Source organism: Halobacillus seohaensis (assembly GCF_042663045.1).
Lineage (GTDB): Bacteria > Bacillota > Bacilli > Bacillales > Halobacillaceae > Halobacillus_A > Halobacillus_A seohaensis.
In genome coordinates this window covers 1-20,934 of the sequence record NZ_JBHSZV010000019.1, presented here as the reverse complement: position 1 = coordinate 20,934, position 20,934 = coordinate 1, and the positions used below count along the sequence as shown (strand labels likewise).

General features: G+C 39.5%; 23 protein-coding genes, 1 pseudogene and 2 other annotated features. All 24 genes and pseudogenes read right to left on the bottom strand.

Features of this window, described 5'->3' with window-relative positions; translation table 11 throughout:
- Positions 1-72: 72 nt before the first annotated feature.
- The 24 genes and pseudogenes from rplL to ACFQIC_RS08005 all read right to left on the bottom strand — a co-directional run bounded on the left by rplL (position 73) and on the right by ACFQIC_RS08005 (position 20,772).
- Positions 73-438, bottom strand: coding sequence for a 50S ribosomal protein L7/L12 (gene rplL / locus ACFQIC_RS08120; protein WP_204710791.1), 366 nt, complete (start codon positions 436-438; stop codon positions 73-75).
- A 57-nt stretch (positions 439-495) separates the two neighbouring features.
- The gene (rplJ, locus tag ACFQIC_RS08115) at positions 496-996 is read right to left on the bottom strand and encodes a 50S ribosomal protein L10 (protein ID WP_204710789.1); all 501 of its coding nucleotides are present in this window, start codon (positions 994-996) and stop codon (positions 496-498) included.
- 58 nt (positions 997-1,054) lie between these two features.
- Positions 1,055-1,203: a sequence feature (ribosomal protein L10 leader region), on the bottom strand.
- A 53-nt stretch (positions 1,204-1,256) separates the two neighbouring features.
- Complete coding sequence (gene rplA, locus ACFQIC_RS08110; RefSeq protein ID WP_204710787.1) at positions 1,257-1,952, bottom strand: 50S ribosomal protein L1; 696 nt, start codon at positions 1,950-1,952, stop codon at positions 1,257-1,259.
- A gap of 115 nt (positions 1,953-2,067) precedes the next feature.
- Positions 2,068-2,493 (bottom strand): 50S ribosomal protein L11, encoded by a 426-nt coding sequence (rplK, locus tag ACFQIC_RS08105; RefSeq protein WP_204710785.1) that lies wholly within the window; start codon positions 2,491-2,493, stop codon positions 2,068-2,070.
- Positions 2,494-2,643: 150 nt separating this feature from the next.
- The gene (nusG, locus tag ACFQIC_RS08100) at positions 2,644-3,180 is read right to left on the bottom strand and encodes a transcription termination/antitermination protein NusG (RefSeq protein WP_204710783.1); all 537 of its coding nucleotides are present in this window, start codon (positions 3,178-3,180) and stop codon (positions 2,644-2,646) included.
- Positions 3,181-3,313: 133 nt separating this feature from the next.
- Positions 3,314-3,487, bottom strand: a complete 174-nt coding sequence (gene secE, locus ACFQIC_RS08095) for a preprotein translocase subunit SecE (RefSeq protein ID WP_204710780.1) — start codon at positions 3,485-3,487, stop codon at positions 3,314-3,316.
- A gap of 41 nt (positions 3,488-3,528) precedes the next feature.
- Positions 3,529-3,678 carry a 50S ribosomal protein L33 gene (rpmG, locus tag ACFQIC_RS08090; RefSeq protein WP_204710778.1) on the bottom strand — a complete coding sequence of 50 codons (150 nt, stop codon included), beginning with the start codon at positions 3,676-3,678 and terminating at the stop codon, positions 3,529-3,531.
- A 79-nt stretch (positions 3,679-3,757) separates the two neighbouring features.
- On the bottom strand, positions 3,758-4,411 hold the full coding sequence (gene sigH / locus ACFQIC_RS08085) for an RNA polymerase sporulation sigma factor SigH (RefSeq protein ID WP_204710777.1): 654 nt from the start codon (positions 4,409-4,411) through the stop codon (positions 3,758-3,760).
- A 79-nt stretch (positions 4,412-4,490) separates the two neighbouring features.
- Complete coding sequence (locus tag ACFQIC_RS08080) at positions 4,491-5,000, bottom strand: NYN domain-containing protein (RefSeq protein ID WP_204710776.1); 510 nt, start codon at positions 4,998-5,000, stop codon at positions 4,491-4,493.
- A gap of 3 nt (positions 5,001-5,003) precedes the next feature.
- A complete protein-coding gene (gene rlmB / locus ACFQIC_RS08075) occupies positions 5,004-5,747 on the bottom strand; it encodes a 23S rRNA (guanosine(2251)-2'-O)-methyltransferase RlmB (protein WP_204710775.1) in 744 nt (247 codons plus the stop codon).
- Positions 5,744-6,151 carry a Mini-ribonuclease 3 gene (locus ACFQIC_RS08070; protein ID WP_204710774.1) on the bottom strand — a complete coding sequence of 136 codons (408 nt, stop codon included), beginning with the start codon at positions 6,149-6,151 and terminating at the stop codon, positions 5,744-5,746. Before ACFQIC_RS08070 ends, rlmB begins: the two co-directional genes overlap by 4 nt.
- A gap of 4 nt (positions 6,152-6,155) precedes the next feature.
- The gene (gene cysS, locus ACFQIC_RS08065; protein WP_204710773.1) at positions 6,156-7,556 is read right to left on the bottom strand and encodes a cysteine--tRNA ligase; all 1,401 of its coding nucleotides are present in this window, start codon (positions 7,554-7,556) and stop codon (positions 6,156-6,158) included.
- Positions 7,546-8,211 carry a serine O-acetyltransferase gene (gene cysE / locus ACFQIC_RS08060; protein ID WP_204710772.1) on the bottom strand — a complete coding sequence of 222 codons (666 nt, stop codon included), beginning with the start codon at positions 8,209-8,211 and terminating at the stop codon, positions 7,546-7,548. The genes cysS and cysE overlap by 11 nt, the downstream gene beginning before the upstream one ends.
- Positions 8,212-8,335: 124 nt before the next feature.
- Positions 8,336-8,550 (bottom strand) — a binding site (T-box leader).
- 44 nt (positions 8,551-8,594) lie between these two features.
- Positions 8,595-10,064 (bottom strand): glutamate--tRNA ligase, encoded by a 1,470-nt coding sequence (gltX, locus tag ACFQIC_RS08055; RefSeq protein ID WP_204710771.1) that lies wholly within the window; start codon positions 10,062-10,064, stop codon positions 8,595-8,597.
- 58 nt (positions 10,065-10,122) lie between these two features.
- A complete protein-coding gene (gene ispF / locus ACFQIC_RS08050; RefSeq protein WP_390217032.1) occupies positions 10,123-10,605 on the bottom strand; it encodes a 2-C-methyl-D-erythritol 2,4-cyclodiphosphate synthase in 483 nt (160 codons plus the stop codon).
- A 45-nt stretch (positions 10,606-10,650) separates the two neighbouring features.
- Positions 10,651-11,310, bottom strand: a pseudogene (gene ispD, locus ACFQIC_RS08045) (2-C-methyl-D-erythritol 4-phosphate cytidylyltransferase); the annotation flags it as partial.
- Positions 11,311-11,490: 180 nt separating this feature from the next.
- Positions 11,491-12,594 (bottom strand): PIN/TRAM domain-containing protein, encoded by a 1,104-nt coding sequence (locus tag ACFQIC_RS08040; RefSeq protein ID WP_204710767.1) that lies wholly within the window; start codon positions 12,592-12,594, stop codon positions 11,491-11,493.
- A 125-nt stretch (positions 12,595-12,719) separates the two neighbouring features.
- The gene (gene disA / locus ACFQIC_RS08035; protein ID WP_204710765.1) at positions 12,720-13,793 is read right to left on the bottom strand and encodes a DNA integrity scanning diadenylate cyclase DisA; all 1,074 of its coding nucleotides are present in this window, start codon (positions 13,791-13,793) and stop codon (positions 12,720-12,722) included.
- Positions 13,794-15,170 (bottom strand): DNA repair protein RadA, encoded by a 1,377-nt coding sequence (gene radA / locus ACFQIC_RS08030; protein ID WP_204710763.1) that lies wholly within the window; start codon positions 15,168-15,170, stop codon positions 13,794-13,796.
- Positions 15,171-15,336: 166 nt separating this feature from the next.
- A complete protein-coding gene (gene clpC / locus ACFQIC_RS08025; protein WP_204710761.1) occupies positions 15,337-17,793 on the bottom strand; it encodes an ATP-dependent protease ATP-binding subunit ClpC in 2,457 nt (818 codons plus the stop codon).
- A 20-nt stretch (positions 17,794-17,813) separates the two neighbouring features.
- Complete coding sequence (locus ACFQIC_RS08020) at positions 17,814-18,884, bottom strand: protein arginine kinase (RefSeq protein WP_204710759.1); 1,071 nt, start codon at positions 18,882-18,884, stop codon at positions 17,814-17,816.
- Entirely contained in the window at positions 18,884-19,432 is a 549-nt protein-coding gene (locus tag ACFQIC_RS08015) for a UvrB/UvrC motif-containing protein (protein ID WP_204710757.1), read from the bottom strand. The genes ACFQIC_RS08020 and ACFQIC_RS08015 overlap by 1 nt, the downstream gene beginning before the upstream one ends.
- A gap of 20 nt (positions 19,433-19,452) precedes the next feature.
- The gene (locus ACFQIC_RS08010; protein ID WP_204710755.1) at positions 19,453-19,917 is read right to left on the bottom strand and encodes a CtsR family transcriptional regulator; all 465 of its coding nucleotides are present in this window, start codon (positions 19,915-19,917) and stop codon (positions 19,453-19,455) included.
- 162 nt (positions 19,918-20,079) lie between these two features.
- A complete protein-coding gene (locus ACFQIC_RS08005; protein WP_204710753.1) occupies positions 20,080-20,772 on the bottom strand; it encodes an MgtC/SapB family protein in 693 nt (230 codons plus the stop codon).
- Between the last annotated feature and the right edge of the window lie 162 nt (positions 20,773-20,934).

Below are 20,934 nucleotides of genomic sequence, written 5' to 3'. Positions count from 1 at the left end.
TTGCTAACGCGGAATAAAAAAGAAGAAAAAGAAAGCTCGCCGATAGTCAGCGAGCTTTTCTTGATCATGCGATTACTTAAGTTCGATAGAAGCGCCAACTTCTTCAAGCTTAGATTTCATTTCTTCAGCTTCTTCTTTAGCAACGCCTTCTTTGATAGCGCCAGGAGCGTTATCTACTAGATCTTTTGCATCTTTAAGACCAAGACCAGTGATTTCGCGAACTGCTTTAACCACTTTGATTTTAGAGCTTCCAGCAGATTCTAGTACTACATCAAATTCAGTTTGTTCTTCTTCAGCTTCGCCACCTGCAGCAGCACCACCGGCCGCAACTGGGGCTGCAGCAGATACACCAAATTCTTCTTCAATTGCTTTAACTAGGTCGTTAAGCTCAAGAACAGACATTTCTTTAATCGCTTCGATAATTTGTTCGTTAGACATGAGAAATTTCCTCCTTAGATTTTAAAATAATTTATTTAACCCAAAACTCGCGCTAGCTTACGCGCTTTCTTCTTCTTTTTGTTCTGCAATTGCTTTTGTAGCATAAGCGAAGTTGCGAACTGGTGCTTGTAGCACGCTTAGGAACATAGAAACAAGTCCCTCGTAGCTCGGGATAGTAGCAAGCTCCTTGATTTGATCAAGAGTTGCAACCTTTCCTTCGATCACTCCACCTTTAAGTTCAAGGTTCGTGTGATCTTTCGCAAAGTTGTTAAGAACTTTTGCTGGAGATACAGCGTCGTCTTCACTGAATGCTAGAGCAGTAGGTCCAACAAGAACTTCGTCCAGTTCTGTTAGTTCAGCTTCTGCAATCGCACGGCGAGTCATTGTGTTTTTGTACACTTTGAAATCCACATTCGCTTCACGAAGCTGTGAACGCAATTCAGTTACTTCTGCAACGTCAAGACCGCGGTAATCCACTAATACTGCAGATTTACTGTTACGGAACTTGTCTGCAATTTCAGCTACAACCTGCTGCTTTTGCTCAATAATTTTGCTCATCGTTCCACCTCCTAATGACTTTTCATCATACCGATTGGAGTTCGTGTTATAAAAGGTTGACACAAAATAAAAAGTACCTCCACGAGACATGGAGGTACGTATGTCAGAACAGGTCATTCGAACTCTGCCCTGTTTATGCACACACCTCGGTAGGAAATTAAGCGATCAGCTCGCCCCTACTGTCTTCGGTATAACGTATTTAATTGATACAACGTTTCTAATTATAATAAACCAAAAACGAAAAGTCAACTATAAATTTATTACTTCACAAAACCAGAAACGTCAACTTTGACGCCAGGGCCCATTGTTGAAGAAACAGCAGCATTACGCATGTAAATACCTTTAGCAGCTTGTGGCTTAGCTTTTACTAATGCATCTGTAATTGCCGCAAAGTTTTCAGCAAGCTTTTCTTGGTCAAAAGAGGCTTTTCCAATTGGCACATGAATATTAGCTGCTTTGTCGACACGATACTCTACCTTACCTGCTTTGATTTCATTCACTGCTTTTTCTACTTCAAACGTCACAGTACCTGTTTTAGGGTTTGGCATAAGTCCTTTTGGTCCTAGTACACGACCAAGCTTACCTACTTCAGCCATCATGTCAGGTGTTGCAACTACTACATCAAAGTCGAACCATCCTTGATTAATTTGATTAATTAAGTCTTGTTCTCCTACATAGTCTGCTCCAGCAGCTTCTGCTTCTTTTGCTTTCTCACCTTTTGCAAAAACAAGCACACGCTGTGATTTACCTGTACCATGTGGTAGCACCATTGCTCCACGGATTTGTTGGTCCGCTTTCTTTGGATCTACTCCTAGACGAAACGCAGCTTCAATTGTTTCATCAAAGCTCGCTTTAGCCGTCTCTTTCACAAGGCTGATTGCTTCTTGTACTTCATAAGCTTTTGTACGATCAACAAGTTTTCCTAGATCTTGTTGCTTTTTGCTTTTATTAACCATTTCTATTTCCTCCTCGTTGTGGTTTTAACGGATTAACCTCCCACGAATAAAGGTTGCGAAGCTAGGATCACTCCCATCTCGCAACCTTTTACTCCATTAGAGTGACGCTGTGGGATTAGTCTTCAACTGTGATACCCATGCTGCGCGCTGTACCTTCAACCATGCGCACTGCAGCTTCAACGTCAGCAGCGTTTAAGTCAGGCATTTTCGTTTCAGCGATTTCTTTTACTTGTTCGCTATTAACGGAAGCTACCTTGTTACGGTTCGGCTCACCTGAACCTGATTCGATTCCTGCTGCTTTCTTAAGTAGAACAGCAGCTGGTGGAGTTTTTGTAACAAATGTAAAAGAACGGTCCTCAAAAACTGAGACTTCAACCGGAATAATCATACCAGCTTCATCTTGCGTTTTAGCGTTAAATTCTTTACAGAAGCCCATGATATTAATACCCGCTTGTCCTAATGCCGGTCCTACCGGTGGAGCTGGGTTAGCTTTACCTGCTGGAATTTGTAACTTTACAACTTTAACAACTTTTTTAGCCACGAGACACACCTCCTTAAAGTCCGTGATGTGGTAATAGGGTTTTCCCCTCCCACTCAATTACAATATGCATAACACCTCTTCCTAGAGGCACATAAAGAACATTGAAATTTTAGCATTTATTCACTCATATTGCAAGAGGGATACCAATTTTTAAAACTTTTCTATTTGAGAAAAGTCTAATTCAACAGGTGTTTCACGGCCAAACATATTCACATGAACCTTTACCTTTTGTTTGTCAGTGTCTATATATTCGATCGTTCCTGTGAAGTTAGCAAATGGCCCTTCTATTACATTAACACTCTCTTTTATTTCAAAATCAACATCAGCTTTAGTAGGCTCTGTCATTCCCATACGCTTAAGAACTGTTTCTATTTCTTCATTTAAGAGAGGGATTGGTTTTGAGCCAGAACCCGTCGAACCAACGAAACCAGTGACTCCGGGTGTGTTACGTACGACATACCAAGAATCATCCGTCATAACCATCTCAGCGATGACGTAACCCGGGAACACCTTTTTCTTATTTACTTTTCTTTTTCCATTTTTAATTTCCGTTTCTTCATCCTCGGGAACAAGGACACGAAAAATCTTATCTTCCATTCCCATTGACTCGACTCGTTTTTCTAGGTTGGTCTTCACTTTGTTTTCATAACCTGAATACGTGTGGACCACATACCATCTTTTTTCCATTTATACAGGACAAGTGGCTTGCCCTTCCCTCCCTTATCGTACATTTTAAAATGATTTCCAACATGAAAAAACCCGTTAGACGGGTTTTTTCAACAAGAGTATAACCTAGTATATCACAATTTTGACTTTACTATTATCTCGGAAGAAGTTCAAGTATTTGTGTAATGCCCAAATCTACTATAGCAAAATACACGGCTACAAAAGCTACAGTACCTAAAACTGTAATTGTATACTTTCTAAGTTCCCTGCCTTTAGGCCAGCTTACCTTACGCATTTCACGAGATACATTTTTGAAGAATTTAAACATGTTCATACTACCCCCAAACTTGCGCCAACCGGCTTCATCCTTTATTTTGTTTCGCGATGAAGTGTATGAGTACTACACGTTTTGCAAAACTTACGAACTTCCAAACGTTCCGTTTGGTTAGTTCGGTTTATATTCGTAGTATAATTACGGCTCAGACATTGTGTACAAGCTAAAATTACTTTTTTTCTCATCGACATTCACCTCATTCTAGAGGTTTATTCACTTCCACCAATTTAGCACGCTTACAAAGAAGTGTCAATCTAGCTTTATTTAGGTGGTTTCACTAAATTCAATATACCTTTCAAGCTTTCTTTTCACCCGTTGAAGTGCATTGTCAATTGATTTCACATGCCGATTTAAGTCTACAGAAATTTCCTGGTAAGTTTTTCCGTCCAAATATAATGCTAATACTTGTTGTTCTAGTTCACTTAGTAACTCAGAAATTTTCTCTTCTATAACCCCAAATCTCTCTTTATTTACCATTAACTCTTGAGGATCAATAGATTTGGATCCCGCTATGACATCTAGCAGTGTGCGATCGGCCTCTTCATCAAAAATTGGTTTATCTAGAGAAACATAAGAATTGAGTGGGATATGTTTTTGTCGAGTGGCAGTTTTGATAGCGGTGATGATTTGACGTGTTACACACAGTTCAGCAAATGCCTTGAAAGAAGAAAGCTTGTCTACTTGGTAGTCGCGGATGGCTTTGTAAAGACCAATCATCCCTTCCTGAACTATGTCCTCCCGATCTGCGCCAATGAGGAAATACGTTCGCGCTTTTGCACGAACGAAATTTTTGTACTTATCAATTAAATAATCTAGAGCTTGGACTTGCCCCTGGTTGATTCTTTCAATGACTTCTTCATCATTAAGTTTACTAAAATCCAGCTTCTCGATGCCCGTCTTCGTCTGTCCGATGCTCACTCAGGATCCCTCCGACTGTGGTACCTAAATATAGAAATATTATACAGTAAGCGTTTCAAAAGCGTCAACTAGGCTTCTATTATTTATCGCCCCGACGCCATCTTTCAAAAATGTCACGTATTTCTTTATTAATGGGGATTTTAGACTGATATTGCAGGTGTTTATGATATTCTACATCTTTTATAATTTCTTGTTCTATATTTTTCATCTCAATATATAATTCTCTGGCTGACTTGCGAAACGCGCCTTGAGCAAATATGGTACGCTGTTCCGCGTAATCTGATGTCGCTACATATACTTGCGTTCTTACATCATTCAATTGCCCCGCAAGTTTTTCGATTCGTTCGTCAGCCGTTTCATTTTCTTTGGTATATATAATTTCGATCTTATAATTCTTTTGTTTATGTTCAAGCCCTCTTACATGGTACGCATCAAAGACGATGATAATCCGATCATCTGTGTAGGACTGATACTCAGCCATCATTTCAACGAGTAAATCGCGAGCTTGTTTTAAATCTTCATCTTTTAGCTTTTTTAATTCCGGCCAAGCGCCGATAATGTTGTAACCATCTACCAACAATACATTCATTGCTTATTCCCCAATGGGGTGACGCTTCCTATACACTTCATACATAAGTAAAGAGGCAGCTACGGACGCGTTTAAAGAAGTTACTTCACCGGCCATGGGAAGGCTTACCGTCCAGTCACACTTCTCCTTTGTTAAACGACTCATTCCTTTTCCTTCACTACCGATCACTAATGCTACAGCCATTGTCCCGTCAAGCTGCCGATAGTCTTCTGTACCTTGGGCATCAGTACCAACCACCCATACGAAACGCTCTTTCAGCTCGTCAATCGTACGTGACAAGTTTGTCACTCTTGCAACCGGAATATATTCAATAGCACCCGTGGATGTTTTAGCAACAGTCGATGTTAGGCCCACAGAACGGCGTTTAGGTATAATCACTCCGTGAACTCCGCTTGCGTCTGCCGTACGAAGGACCGAACCTAGATTGTGAGGATCTTCAACTTCATCTAAAATAACAAAAAATGGTACTTCACCTTTTTCTTCAGCTCGGGCAAAGAGATCTTCAATATCGCTGTATTCGTATGCGGCAACAGCAGCAATAACTCCTTGATGATTGCCTTCAACTAACTGATCAATCTTCTTCTTTGGCGATTTTTGGACAAGCACACCGTTTTCTTTTGCTAATTGCTCGATTTTTCGTAAAGCTTGAGGCTGAAGATGTTCAGATACAAAAACTTTATTAATCGAGCGTCCGGACCTAATCGCTTCAAGTACTGGATTTTTCCCTATAATCCATTCATCACTCATTCATTTTCTCTCCTTTCTTCGACAAATTGTATGGCATTTGCTACTAATTCTTCTAAACGTTCTTCATTTCCAGATAAGTAATGGAATCCAATAACAGCTTCAAATGCTGTTGAATAACGATAAGTTTGCACGTCTGTATTCTTTGGTGTCGTACCGGATTTTGCATTCCTTCCGCGCCTAAGTACCGCTTCTTCTTCCTCGGTTAAAATGCCTTCTTCCTGCCAAGATCGGACTACTTTTGCCTGGGATTTTGCAGAAACGAACTGAATAGCAGTTTTGTGTAACAATTCAGGTCTAACTGCACCTTTTTCCAATAAGTAACGCCGTACATACAGCTCGTAAACTCCGTCTCCCATATAGGCCAAAGCCAGACTCTTCATTTGTTTCACGTTAGAAATTGTCATATGCTCACCCTCGTTTCCAACGTATACCTTGAGCAGTATCTTCTAAAATAATATTACGCTCTTTAAGTTCGTCACGAATTTCATCGGCTCGAGCAAAATTGCGGTCTTTACGTGCTTGCTTTCTCTCTTCTATGAGATCATCCACTTCTTCATCCAACAATTCCGTTTCTTGTTCAATTTGTAATCCTAATACTCCCATTAGTTCCTTAATCAATTCTGTAAAGCCTGTAATTACTTCTGTGTGCGTTTGTTCTGATTGCAGGTAAAGATTGGCAGACTTCGTTACATCAAATAAGACAGAAATGGCATTAGCAGTATTAAAATCATCATCCATCTCCACTATAAATTGCTGCTTTTGCTGATTAATTTCATCGAACCACTTTTGATTATCATTTGTTAAATTTAAACTCGTTTCATGACGATGCTTTAAGTTTTCGAAGGCGTTACGAATTCGATCGAAACTATTCTTAGCTCCAGCTAATAGCTCATCACTGAAATTAATCGGATGGCGATAATGTACACTTAACATAAAGAAACGAATGACTTGAGGATCGTGCTTTTTCACTAGATCATGAGCAAGTACAAAATTCCCTAAAGACTTGGACATTTTTTCGTTTTCAATATTAATATATCCATTGTGCATCCAATAACGAGCGAAAGAATTTCCATTATTCGCCTCAGACTGGGCGATTTCGTTCTCATGGTGAGGGAAAGTTAAATCTTGCCCACCTGCGTGTATATCGATCGTATTACCAAGGTATTTCTTAGCCATCGCTGAGCATTCAATATGCCAGCCAGGACGACCATTTCCCCAATCACTCTCCCACGATATCTCTTCAGGTTTCGCTTCTTTCCATAATGTGAAATCAATAGGATCTTCTTTTTTCTCACCTACTTCAATTCTTGCTCCAGAACGAAGTTCATCAATGGATTGATGTGAAAGTTTTCCATATTGATTAAAAGAACGGGTGCGAAAATAAACGTCGCCATCAGACTCATAGGCAAACCCTTTTTCAATTAGTCCTTGGATAAAAGCAATAATTTCATCCATATTCTCTGTTACGCGCGGATGATGGACCGCTTCTTTCACACCTAACGCACCGACATCTTCTTTATAAGCTTGAATAAAACGGTTTGCAATGTCAGGCACTTCTTCCCCAAGTTCATTTGCCGCTTTAATTAACTTATCATCAACATCGGTAAAGTTTAATACATACTCCACATCAAAACCTCGATATTCAAAGTAGCGTCTTACCGTATCAAACACAATGGCTGGTCGAGCATTACCGATATGAATATAGTTGTATACAGTGGGACCACATACATACATCTTTACTTTTCCTTCTTCTATTGGTATAAAAGATTCTTTAGATCGAGTCAGCGTATTGTATAACCTAATGCTCATTCTGCTTCGCTCCTTCTTCCTCTTTTTCTAATTGCAAACAAAGCTGTTTAATTTCTTCTTCCATTTCGTCTAGACGATCATATACAGGATCAGGAAGCTTGTGGTGATCTAAATCTTTTTGCCTAACTTTCTTTCCGTCTTGAACTACTACATGCCCCGGAATTCCTACTACCGTGGAGTTGTCAGGTACATCATTCAACACAACCGAACCCGCTCCTACTTTAGAATTCTCTCCAATAGTAATAGAACCTAATACTTTTGCTCCAGTAGCTACTAGGGAGTTGTCTTTTAGTGTGGGATGACGCTTGCCTTTTTCTTTTCCCGTTCCCCCAAGGGTTACTCCTTGGAAAAGCGTTACATTGTCACCAATCTCACACGTCTCTCCGATAACCACACCCATTCCATGATCAATAAAAAAGCGACGACCAATCTTGGCTCCGGGATGGATCTCAATTCCTGTTAGAAAACGGCTGATTTGAGAGATGATGCGAGCCAGAAAAAAGAACTTTCGCTTAAAAAGAGCATGAGCCACTCGATGCGACCAAGTCGCATGCAAGCCAGCATACGTTAAAATAACTTCAATATAGGAACGGGCAGCGGGATCTTGATCAAATACGACATCTACATCATCCTTAAACATTTTAAATAGCCCCATCTATAAGCCTCCTCTTCTGTGAAAAGTGGAAAGGAATGATAAACCTAACACTTATAAAGTAAATAATATTGCCTTGCCTACACCTATTATTTTTCATTAAAAAACGCGTCTCTGTGCTTGGTAGCACAGAGACGCGTTTAGCGCGGTTCCACTCTGTTTGGGAGTAAAATAGTCTCCCCACTTCGACCCGATAACGGCAGGTTCCGCCCTAGTCTACTTGAAATTCAACTAGAGACTCAGAGGTGCATTTCAGAATTCCCCTTAAAATCACTTTCAGCCTAAGGTGATTCTCTCTAACTAAGGGCTTCATTTCTTACTTATCCTCATCAACGTTTTCGTATAGTACCTTTACTATATGACAAAAAGTATCATTTGTGAATTGTTTAGTCTTGAATTTGGTTCAATGCATCTTCAAGACGAATTGTTACCGTTTCTAAGCCCAGTAAACGAATAGCATTAGGAAGTTCCGGTCCATGGGTTTGACCCGTTGTTGCTACGCGGATAGGCATGAATAGCTTCTTGCCTTTATGGCCTGTCTCTTTTTGAGTCGCTTTAATTTGTGCTTTAATATTTTCCGGAGTCCACTCATCTAATTGAGCAAGCTTTTCTTTAAATGCTTCCAGCACTTCTGGGACTTGTTCGCCTCGAAGCACCTCTAACGCGTCTTCACTGTATTGGATTTCATTTTTAAAAAAGAGATCGGTAAGCTCAACAATTTCAGCTCCATAACTTAATTGCTCATGGTATAACGAAATAAGCTCATGGGTCCATTCTCGGTTTTCTTCACTCAATTGCTCCCCAACTCGTCCAGCCTTGATGAGGTGAGGAAGAGTTAAATCAATAACACTCTCTAGGTTAGAAGCCTTAATGTATTGGTTGTTCATCCACTTTAACTTAGCCGGATCAAAAATAGCTGGTGATGTAGATAGACGTTCAGCATCAAAGATATCAATTAACTGATCTTGAGTAAAAATCTCTTCCTCTCCGACTGGAGACCAACCTAGCAAAGTTACAAAATTAAAAAGCGCTTCAGGCAAATAGCCTAAATCTTTATACTGTTCGATAAATTGCAAGATATGCTCATCACGTTTACTTAGCTTCTTCCTGTTCTCATTTAGAATGAGCGTCATATGCCCAAACTTCGGCGCTTCCCAGTTAAACGCATTATAAACCATGAGTTGCTTCGGAGTATTGGAAATATGCTCTTCCCCACGCAGTACATGAGTAATTTCCATCAAATGATCATCAATGGCTACAGCAAAGTTATACGTCGGTGTGCCATTCTTCTTTACAATTACCCAGTCACCAAAGTCACTCGATTCAAAAGAAATTTTCTCTCGAACAATATCATTAAATTCATAAGTGTGATTTTCAGGCACACGAATTCGAATACTCGGCTCGCGACCTTCTGCTTCAAACTCTCTTATTTGTTGTTCCGAAAGATTACTATGAGCTCCAGAATATTTCGGTGGTTCACTTCTGGCAATTTGAGCTTCTCGTTCAGCTTCTATTTCTTCTTCCGTCATATAACATTTGTAAGCAAGGTCACGTTCTAGTAATTCATCTACGTACTTTTTATAAATATCTAGACGTTCCATCTGACGGTAAGGACCATAATTACCCCCAACGTCTGCACCTTCGTCCCAGTCGATACCAAGCCATTTTAAATAATTTAACTGACTTTCTTCTCCACCTGCTACATTTCGTTTTGCATCAGTATCTTCAACGCGGATAATAAACTTCCCACCTGCGTTCCTAGCGTATAAATAGTTAAATAAAGCTGTACGGGCATTCCCTATATGAAGATTTCCCGTTGGGCTTGGTGCATAGCGCACACGTACTTCGTTACTCATGAATTGATCTCCTTCCATTCCGTTCTTAATCTTTTTTTAGTTTATCATTATTTGGTCATTATTGTTGACCATTTTGCAGAAGAACTACAGCTTGAGCCGCTACGCCTTCTTTTCGACCTGTAAATCCTAACTTCTCGGTCGTCGTTGCTTTTACATTGATTTTCTCTACTTCGCTTTCTAACAGTTTGGCAATACGTTCACGGATCTCTTGAATATAAGGGGCCATTTTAGGGTCTTGAGCAATGACTGTACAATCTAAATTACCAAGATCAAACCCTTGGGCTTTTACAGATTCCCAAACTTTTTTTAGAAGTTCACCTGAGTCAGCGTCTTTAAAAGCCTCATCAGCATCTGGGAAGTGCCTACCGATGTCACCTTCCCCAATCGCCCCAAGGCATGCATCAGCGATTGTATGTAGCAGGACATCAGCGTCTGAATGACCAAGCAAACCTTTCTCATGAGGTATCTCTACACCACCTATGATGCATGGTCGACCTTCAGCAAATTGATGAACGTCAAATCCTTGTCCAATTCGAATCACTGGTTCTTTCACGACCTTTCTCTTTTCGTGATGGGTTATATAAGACTCTGCCTTCGCTAAATCTTCGGGAGTCGTTAACTTTATGTTATTGTAGCTTCCTTGTACGATATCTACATTTCCGCCAAGCCGTTCAACTAGAGAGGCATCATCCGTGCCATAATGATGTTCCTTTTTTGCGTGATCATGTGCTTTCAAAATTAAAGAGTAGTCAAAGCCTTGAGGGGTTTGGGCTGCCCAAAGAGTACTGCGGTCCAGTGTCTCCAAACGATCGTGACTTCTTTGTTTAATCGTATCTGTTATAGGGACTGCTAGCAATCCCGCTCCACGTTTGGCGACTACGCTAGCTAATTCATGAAGGTTTTCTCTTTTTACAAAAGGACGGGCTCCGTCATGAATAAAAACAGGTTGTCGGGTACGCTCTACGAGTTGTAACCCAGAGTAAACACTGTCTTGACGTTGGTCTCCCCCATTTACAAGCCGTATGTTTTCACCTGGAAAATATTCCTTAAGTAGTTCATTCATTTGATTATGTTCTTGTTCATTAGTTACAAGCACCATCTCATTACACCAAGGATCCTGAACAAAAATAGTTAGTGTATGTATGATAAGAGGCAGGTCATTTATCTTCAAAAACTGTTTGTTCTTTCCAGCCAGCATTCGTTTCCCTTGTCCTGCAGCTAATATTATTGCTGTGTAATTTGTCATAATTACCACCCTATATAAAGTGAAGCTTCCGTCATTGAAGGGTTCCCCCTCCTTGTTTTACGGGTTAATCAACGATTGGGCTTTAGGGCATCACTGCCTGCTTAAAGAACCTACGCTGAAATAACAAAAGCGATAACACATAGTTATCACTTTTGTTAGTCTCTATTTGTTATACCGTTTTTACAATGCTTTTTCAAGTGATTTTGGTCTTGCGAAAATCATTCGTCCAGCAGAGGTCTGCAACACACTCGTAACAATAACCTCAATTGTTTTTCCGATATAATTTTTTCCTTCTTCAACTACGATCATCGTACCATCATCTAAATACCCGATCCCCTGCTTTTGTTCCTTGCCATCTTTTATGACTTGGATAGTCATTTCTTCTCCTGGAAGAACCACAGGTTTCACAGCATTTGCCAGATCATTAATGTTCAATACCTGGACATTTTGAAATTCACATACTTTATTTAAATTAAAATCATTGGTTACTACGATTCCATCCATTACCTTTGCCAGTTTCACAAGCTTACTATCTACTTCCTGAACATCTTCAAAATCCCCATCGTAAATCTCTACTTTAACGGGTAAATCTTTTTGTAGACGGTTTAGGATGTCAAGTCCTCGACGTCCCCGATTACGCTTAAGACCGTCAGAAGAATCAGCAATGTGTTGAAGTTCTTCTAACACGAATTGAGGGATCACAATCGTTCCTTCTAGAAAATGTGTTTCACAAATATCAGCGATTCGACCATCGATAATGACACTGGTATCTAATATCTTTTCTTTCGGTATTAATGCTTCAGCTTCTGTTGCATTCTGTGCGATCTCATCCTCATTTGCTTTTTTGTCTTTTTTAGCGATCATTAATAAATTCAAAAATTCATCTTTACGCTTGAATCCGACTTGAAAACCAAAATACCCTAACAAGAAGGTAATGAAAATCGGCAAAATCTGGCTGATCACCTTGATTTCAATATCTTGTAACAAGTTATTGATTAAATAAGCAATTATAAGTCCCACGATTAATCCTAAGCTTCCAAACAATAAATCCGCTACCGGGACTCGTACGAGGGCATCCTCCACCCACCTGAGGAAATCGACTATATAATCTACAATCCAAAACGTTAATAAAAATAGTATAAGTGCTCCGATAATAGCCCCTGCCACGGATTGAATCCAACCTTGCCAGGAAAGGTCCATATTTGCTAGTATTTCCGGAATATATAGATATCCTATAGTACCACCGGTTATAACAATAAATAACTGAACAATTCGTTTAAGCACTTGCTTCACCTCCTTAAATTCATTATGACCAATCTAATGGCCTATTAATCGTGAAAATTAAAAAATGTTGTTTATTAAACTAGCATAAATTCCAAATTTTTTCAATTTTAAAAGGAATGGAGAGTTTATAAGTGACGATCAACAAACAACTGTTCCTGAATCCGTTCTAACCCATCGCATATCTTCTTGGCCCGAACTTCTCCAACACCATCTACTTCCACAAGTTCTTTTACCGAAGCCTGCACAACATCATTTAATGTTCCGAACTTGCCGACTATATGCTCAATAATCAATGAAGGTAACCGTGGAATTCTCTGCATGATCCGATAACCTCTTGGATATATATGATCCGTTAACTTTGTGGTAGATGAGTAACCAAGCAACTTTAGCACTTGTTCATCTGACAATAACTCTGTCCCTGAAACCTCCTGCATCTTCCTTAAAATATAATAGGGCTCGTAATCGGGACGCTTGCTATAATCTTTTAATAAATGAGTTGCCTCTTCTTCTATATTAGAAACGAGTTCTGTTAACTGCAACTGGATAAGTCTTCCTTCCGTTCCAAGTTCATTAACATAGTTTAAGATTTCCCGTTTAATACGTAACACCATCTCAATGCGGTGGACCACTTGAATGACTTCAGAAAAAGAAACCATGTTTTCAAATTCCATTGCTCCAAGGTTAGTAATGCTTTGATCGTGAACAATTTTATATTTTTCCAGCGTTTGAATTGCTTGATTTGCCTTAGTTAGAATCACCCCAATATCCTTCAATGAATATCGAATCGATCCTTTGTACAAGGTAATCACATTTCGCCGCTGTGATATAGCTATGACTAGATACCCGGTTTGTTTAGCTACACGTTCAGCGGTCCGATGACGCATTCCTGTCTCCGTTGAGATTATTTCAGGGTCAGGCATCAATTGAGCATTTGCATATAAAATTTTGGATCCTTCATCATCGAGAAGTAACGCTCCATCCATTTTAGCTAATTCGTATAAGTGAGCCGGAGTAAAGTCTGACTGAATATGAAATCCTCCGTCAACTAAGCCTTGAACTTCTTTACCGTAGCCTATTACAATTAATCCCCCTGTGTTAGCTCGAAGCACATTATCAATCCCGTCACGAAGCGGGGTACCAGGGGCCACGAATTTGAGCATACCACCGATAAGGTTTTCATTATGTTCATGTCCTTCCATTTACCGATCCCCCAATATAACTTGCATGGCTTCTTGAACTGTACTAACACCAATCACTTTAATAGATGAAGGTGGTTTCATACCTTCTAAATTCTTATTTGGAATAATAACTCGCTTAAATCCAAGCTTTGCCGCTTCTTGAACTCGTTGTTCTATTCGTGCCACCCGCCTAACTTCACCTGTTAAACCTACTTCTCCAACAACCACATCATCACCATTTGAAACTTGATCCCTAAAGCTAGAAGCAATGCTGATTGCCACTGCCAAGTCAATGGCAGGTTCGTCGAGTTTCACCCCGCCAGCCACTTTAATGTAAGCATCCTGGTTTTGTAAAAGTAAACCGGCTCGCTTTTCAAGTACAGCCATCAAAAGTGGCACACGACTATTATCTATACCTGTCGCCATTCTTCTAGGGTTTCCAAATGCAGTCGGAGATATCAGCGCCTGTATTTCCACTAAAACAGGTCGTGTGCCTTCCATAGAAGCTACTACAATGGATCCCGCTGCTCCTTGGGACCTTTCCTCAAGAAAGATCTCAGAAGGGTTCAACACCTCCTCTAAGCCCTTCTCCTTCATTTCGAAAATTCCCATTTCATGTGTACTTCCAAAACGGTTCTTCACACTTCGCAATATACGAAAAGTATGATGTTGTTCTCCTTCAAAATAAAGAACAGCATCTACCATGTGCTCCAACAAACGAGGGCCAGCGATGGATCCCTCTTTTGTTACATGTCCTACTATAAAAATAGGAATGCCTTTAGTCTTAGCAATTCTCATTAACTGACTTGTACATTCACGCACTTGCGAAACACTGCCAGGCGCTGAAGTCACATCCTCTTTAAAAATCGTTTGAATCGAATCAATGACAACAAACTTGGGTTCAATTGCCTCAATTTGATTGATGACGTCTTGTAGATTTGTTTCAGGTAATACATATAACTCATCAGAATGAATCCCTAATCTTTCTGCTCGAAGTTTAGTCTGACGGGAAGACTCTTCTCCTGAAATATATAATACTGGTAATTGTTTATTCGCAATCTGCGCAGAAACTTGCAAAAGTAATGTTGATTTTCCGATACCCGGATCTCCACCAATTAAAACCAATGACCCCGGCACTATGCCACCACCGAGAACGCGATTAAGTTCAGGCATATCTGTCGCCATTCTTGGTTCTTTGTCAGATTTTATTGCCGTTATCTTCTCCGGCTTTGCAGACGTAGAGGAATTGGTTTGAAATACGTGTCTAGATCCTCCGCCCGTAATGGCTGACTCTTCAACAAGTGTATTCCACTGATGGCAGCCAGGACACTTCCCCATCCATTTGGGAGCTTCATACCCACATTCCTGACAAACAAACTTTACTTTTCTTTTTGCCAAGACAATCTCTCCCTCTTTATTATAAACGATATAGCTTGTGAAAAAGTTTCATAATCATATCAATTTAATTAAATTTCTCTTACTAAAATCATAATATAATATGTAAAAAATCGGAAGGCAAAAACCTTCCGATTTTCAAGATTTCTTATCTCGTCCATAACTTATCTTATTTAGCTTCTTGCTGAGAATGAACAGTAAATTCTTTTTTATCATTTAGGTCAATTTTCACTTTTTGACCTTTTTCTATATTTTCTTTTAATAATTCCTCTGATAACAGATCTTCTACGTTTTTCTGAATGGAACGACGTAATGGGCGTGCACCATATTCAGGGTCAAACCCTTCTTCAGCAATATGATCAATCGCTTTTTCTGTCAACGTAAAGTCAATTTCCTGATCAAGCAGACGTTTTCTTAACTGCTCTGCCATTAGGGTAACAATATGCTTCATGTGTTTCTTCTCAAGAGAGTGGAACACAATAGTTTCATCGATACGGTTTAAGAACTCTGGGCGGAATGCCTTTTTTAGTTCTTCAGTAACTTTAGATTTCATATCTTTATAGCTTTGTCCCGCTTCACCCATTGAAAAGCCTACATATTTATTACTTTTCAGTTCTTGAGCACCTACGTTTGAAGTCATAATCAATACCGTATTACGGAAATCAACCACACGACCTTTAGAATCGGTTAATCGTCCATCTTCTAATACTTGCAGAAGAATATTAAATACTTCTGGGTGTGCTTTTTCAACTTCATCCAACAGGATAACAGAGTACGGTTTATTACGAACTTTTTCGGTTAATTGACCGCCTTCCTCATATCCTACATAACCCGGAGGTGAACCTACTAAACGGGAAGTGCTGTGTTTTTCCATATACTCGGACATATCAATACGAATCATAGCGTCTTCTTCACCAAACATACTTTCAGCTAATGCACGGGCTAGTTCTGTTTTACCTACACCTGTAGGTCCTAGGAAGATAAAGGAACCAATAGGACGTTTCGGATCTTTAAGACCTGCACGAGCACGACGGATCGCTTTAGATATTGACTTCACAGCTTCTTCTTGACCGATAATACGATTGTGAAGTGTATCTTCTAGATGAAGCAATCGCTCACTCTCATCTTTAGTCATTTTAGCAACTGGTATCCCCGTCCATGTAGAGACGATGGCAGCGATATCTTCTACCGTCACTTCAGAATCCTCTTGGCCTTGCTTTTCTTTCCATTCGTCTTTCGTTTGATCAAGTTCATCACGTAACCGTTGCTCTGTATCTCTTAGGGAAGCCGCTTTCTCGAATTCTTGACTTTGAACAGCAGCGTCTTTCTCTTTTCTAACTTCTTCAAGCTTGTGTTCCAACTCTTTTAAGTTTGGCGGAGCCGTATAAGAACGAAGACGAACTCTTGATGCTGCTTCATCAATTAAATCAATCGCCTTATCTGGTAAGAAACGATCTGGAATATAACGATCAGAGAAACGAACAGCAGATTCGATGGAATCATCTGTAATCGAAACTCTATGGTGTGCTTCATAACGATCACGCAATCCTTTTAAAATTTGAACCGATTCTTCCAAATTAGGTTCGCCCACTTGAATTGGTTGGAAACGACGCTCAAGTGCAGCATCTTTTTCGATATACTTCTTATATTCATCAAGAGTAGTTGCACCAATGCATTGTAGTTCACCTCGGGCTAATGACGGCTTCAAGATATTCGATGCGTCAATAGCACCTTCTGCGCCACCTGCACCAATTAGCGTGTGTAACTCATCAATGAATAGAATAATATTGTTCGCCTGACGAATTTCTTCCATCACTTTCTTCAAGCGATCTTCAAATTCACCACGATATTTTGTCCCAGCTACCACCGTACCCATATCAAGTGTCATCACTCGTTTATCTCGTAAGATTTCTGGGATTTCATTATCCATAATTTGTTGAGCAAGTCCCTCAGCAATGGCAGTTTTACCAACACCAGGTTCACCTACAAGTACTGGGTTGTTTTTTGTGCGTCGGCTAAGAACTTGAATCACACGCTCAATCTCTTTACTACGCCCAATTACCGGATCAATATTACCTTCTTTAGCAATGGCAGTTAGATCCCGTGCTAAGGAATCAAGAGTCGGTGTGTTAGCGTTAGCTGATTGAGAACTACCACTTCCGCCACGGCGGTTTTGGCCACCAGTCGATTCATTATTTCCAAGGAGCTGTAAAACTTGTTGACGTGCTTTATTCAGACTTACACCAAGGTTATTCAATACCCGAGCAGCTACACCTTCTCCTTCACGAATTAAACCGAGGAGAATATGCTCTGTACCTACATAAGAATGGCCTAACTTTCGTGCTTCATCCATTGACAGCTCGATAACTTTTTTCGCACGAGGTGTATAGTGAATCGTTTGGGATACCTTTTCGCCTTTACCAATTAAATTTTCTACTTCTTGTTGGATTTTGCTAGATTCAAGGCCTAAGGCAGTCAGTGCTTTGGCAGCGATACCTTCTCCTTCACTAACCAAACCTAACAAAATGTGCTCGGTACCAATATTATTATGGCCTAAGCGAACTGCCTCCTCTTGCGCTAATGCTAGAACTTTTTGTGCTCTCTCAGTAAATCGTCCAAACATCATGGACAAAACCTCCTAACAAATTATTCTTTATTTTCTAGCTGAACTCTTTCTCTAATTAACGATGCTCGGCGAATATCCCGCTCAGATGGAGATAAGGATTCTTTCGCATATTGCTGTAAGAACCCAGGCTGGGTCAACACCATCAGTTCGTTTAATATAGTTTGGGGTATATGTTCAATAAACCCTAAGTCTATTCCAAGGCGCAGATCAGATAAACACTTAGCCGCCTCTTTAGACTCTATGATGCGACTGTGCTTCAAAACACCATAGGAGCGAAATACTCGATCTTCAAGTTGCATGCCAGACCGATGCATCAATACCTGACGGGCCTTGCGTTCTTGATCAATCAATTGCCTGACTACACTATGCAAATCCTCAACAATATCTTCTTCTGATTTCCCTAAAGTAATTTGATTGGAAATTTGAAATATATTTCCAACCGTTTCACTTCCTTCTCCATAAATCCCACGGACGACAAGTCCAAGCTGGTTAATGGCAGGGGTCATACGGTTAATTTGTTGCGTCATGGCCAATGCAGGTAAATGCATCATTACCGAGGCTCTCATTCCCGTACCAACGTTTGTTGGACAAGATGTTAAATATCCTCTATTTTCATCAAAGGCATAATCTACTTTTTCTTCTAACCAGTCATCTAATTGTGATGCTTGTTCTAAAGCACGGTCTAATTGAAATCCTGGGAAGTAAAGTTGAATGCGAATGTGATCCTCTTCATTAATCATAATCGATACTTGTTCATTTTGTGAAATTAAAGATGCTGAATATTTTGAGTGATCTGTTAAATGCGGACTGATTAAGTGCTTTTCAACTAAAACTCTTTTCTCAATTGGTTGCAAATCATTCATTTCGACAACTTCAAATTTCTTGTAATCTCTAAAAGACTGACCATTGTATTCTTTTTTAAAAAAGTTTAGTACCTCTTCCATTCGCTCTTCAGAAGCTATAATCGGGAAAGGGTACTTCTGAAAGTTTCGAGCCAATCGGATGCGGCTACTCATGACAATGTCACTGTCTGGTCCCTCTTCCTTCATCCAGGGACTAATCGCTCCATTTATAAATTGTTCTATAGACATTATTCCTCATCCTCCTCTCCCTGATGAAGTTGATGATCTAAAGAACGGATCTGATCTCTTATTTTAGCAGCTTCCTCAAACTCTTCTTGTTCAATCAGACGCTGAAGTTCGGATTTATATTCTCCAATTTGCCTTTTCAAATGCAAATTTCCACCTTCTCGCTTAGGAACCTTCCCGTCATGCCTCGTATTTCCACTATGCACACGGCGGAATATCGGATTCAAACGCTCATTAAAGGTTTTATAACAATCTCCACACCCAAACTTGCCAATTTGCGCAAAATTTTGATAGGTTAAGCCACAAGTTGGACATTTCAGTTGTTTATTGGATTGAAAAGCTTTTGAATGATTACCTTTTATCGATGGACTTTGTTCATAATTAAAAAGCCCTGATAATAAATCATTTAACGTAAAGTTTTCTTCATTATCACTCATATATCCTTTTTCTTTGGCACAATATTCACATACATGAGTTTCTGTCTTTTCACCATTTATGACTTGGGTCAAGTGAACAGTCGCAGGACGTTTATGGCATCGTTGACAATCCATAATAATTCCTCCCTCCTAAGCTAACTTTTATACTTAAGGGTAAACAACATAGCCGTAAGGATTCTGGAACGGATCTCATCCCTGAGAGGAAGAGGGAATGCAAGAATCTCACGTTCCATCACACTACCCATCATGCGTGCTTCACGATCTGTAATACTATCGTTTTCAAATAATCTTTGAATGATATCTATAGCTACAGACTGAGAAACCTCTGGCTGAATCATACTGACAATCTCATCAATCATCTGTGATTCTGAGCGATGTTGTACACGACGTATACGGATATAACCGCCGCCACCACGCTTACTTTCAACTATATACCCCTTTTCCACAGTAAAACGGGTTTTAATCACATAATTAATTTGAGATGGAACACACTGAAATTGATCTGCAATTTCACTTCGCTTAATTTCAATGGCTTGCTTTTGATTCTCATCTAAGATGTTTTTCAAGTACTCTTCAATAATATCGGAAATATTCCGCATTTTCCCTCCCCCTCTTTTGACTTTGACTATCTTTGACCTTAACTTTATTATACTAATTTTATTTTCTTTAGCAACTAAAATGTTTTGAGTTACATAAGTAATCATTCCCTAATTAATCCAAGATTAAAACAAAAAAACTATACGATATATATCGCATAGTTTTTAATTTCTCTGAGTAACTTGTATTACATTATTTAGTTTCGATAGGTTCTCTAATAAATAAGCTTCATCATAGTGCTGGTTGCTTTCTAATTGAATGAAAATTTTCCTTCTATCATTATTCTCCTTTTCTAACTCAACTCTTTGAAGCATCATACTTTCGTTATCAAAAACAGAAAGAACCTCACTTATTTTCACATGGTCGTCTGCAAGTATTACATAGGAGTTCTTAAAGTAATGACTTACATACTTCTTCTCTAAATTATTTAAGAAGATTAAGCTAAGGAGCACAAGTAGAGTAGCTAGTATAGCCACCCCATACATACCGGCACCTACAACTAAACCCAATCCAGCTACAGTCCAAATTGACGCTGCGGTAGTTAATCCCCTTATTGTCATTCCATTCACAATAATTGTACCTGCCCCAAGAAAACCAATCCCACTTATAACGTAAGAAGGAATACGAGAGGGATCGAACCGGGTATTGTCATAATGAAGAATAAATGATTCAAATCCATATAAAGATAATAACATCATTAAACAGGAACCAATCCCTACAAGAATATGGGTACGGAATCCAGCCGAGTGGTTTTTTAATTCTCTCTCAAAACCAATCAAACCCGATAGTAATAAGGCAATACATAAACGGATTGAAAATATATCAAGATTTTCCGTAAACATATATATTTGTTCCATTGTTTCCCCCACCCTTGCCATCAGAAATAAAAATCGGTGATATGTATTAAATATATAAAAAAAGTCGAAAGCTTATGCTTTCGACTTTTTTTAAGTTAACGTGGCAGCGTCCTACTCTCACGGGGATCGACCCGACTACCATCGGCGCTGAAGAGCTTAACT

Coding starts and splice junctions, on each gene's coding strand:
- ACFQIC_RS08015 (WP_204710757.1), bottom strand. CDS start 19,432: ATGGATTGTCAACGATGCCATAAACGTCCTGCGACTGTTCACTTGACC.
- clpC (WP_204710761.1), bottom strand. CDS start 17,793: ATGATGTTTGGACGATTTACTGAGAGAGCACAAAAAGTTCTAGCATTA.
- nusG (WP_204710783.1), bottom strand. CDS start 3,180: ATGGAAAAAAGATGGTATGTGGTCCACACGTATTCAGGTTATGAAAAC.
- cysE (WP_204710772.1), bottom strand. CDS start 8,211: ATGGGGCTATTTAAAATGTTTAAGGATGATGTAGATGTCGTATTTGAT.
- secE (WP_204710780.1), bottom strand. CDS start 3,487: ATGTTTAAATTCTTCAAAAATGTATCTCGTGAAATGCGTAAGGTAAGC.
- rpmG (WP_204710778.1), bottom strand. CDS start 3,678: ATGAGAAAAAAAGTAATTTTAGCTTGTACACAATGTCTGAGCCGTAAT.
- ACFQIC_RS08005 (WP_204710753.1), bottom strand. CDS start 20,772: ATGGAACAAATATATATGTTTACGGAAAATCTTGATATATTTTCAATC.
- rplA (WP_204710787.1), bottom strand. CDS start 1,952: ATGGTTAATAAAAGCAAAAAGCAACAAGATCTAGGAAAACTTGTTGAT.
- ACFQIC_RS08080 (WP_204710776.1), bottom strand. CDS start 5,000: ATGAATGTATTGTTGGTAGATGGTTACAACATTATCGGCGCTTGGCCG.
- rlmB (WP_204710775.1), bottom strand. CDS start 5,747: ATGAGTGATGAATGGATTATAGGGAAAAATCCAGTACTTGAAGCGATT.
- disA (WP_204710765.1), bottom strand. CDS start 13,793: ATGGAAGGACATGAACATAATGAAAACCTTATCGGTGGTATGCTCAAA.
- ACFQIC_RS08070 (WP_204710774.1), bottom strand. CDS start 6,151: ATGACAATTTCTAACGTGAAACAAATGAAGAGTCTGGCTTTGGCCTAT.
- gltX (WP_204710771.1), bottom strand. CDS start 10,064: ATGAGTAACGAAGTACGTGTGCGCTATGCACCAAGCCCAACGGGAAAT.
- rplL (WP_204710791.1), bottom strand. CDS start 438: ATGTCTAACGAACAAATTATCGAAGCGATTAAAGAAATGTCTGTTCTT.
- cysS (WP_204710773.1), bottom strand. CDS start 7,556: ATGAGCATTAGGTTATACAATACGCTGACTCGATCTAAAGAATCTTTT.
- rplJ (WP_204710789.1), bottom strand. CDS start 996: ATGAGCAAAATTATTGAGCAAAAGCAGCAGGTTGTAGCTGAAATTGCA.
- ACFQIC_RS08010 (WP_204710755.1), bottom strand. CDS start 19,917: ATGCGGAATATTTCCGATATTATTGAAGAGTACTTGAAAAACATCTTA.
- ACFQIC_RS08020 (WP_204710759.1), bottom strand. CDS start 18,884: ATGTCTATAGAACAATTTATAAATGGAGCGATTAGTCCCTGGATGAAG.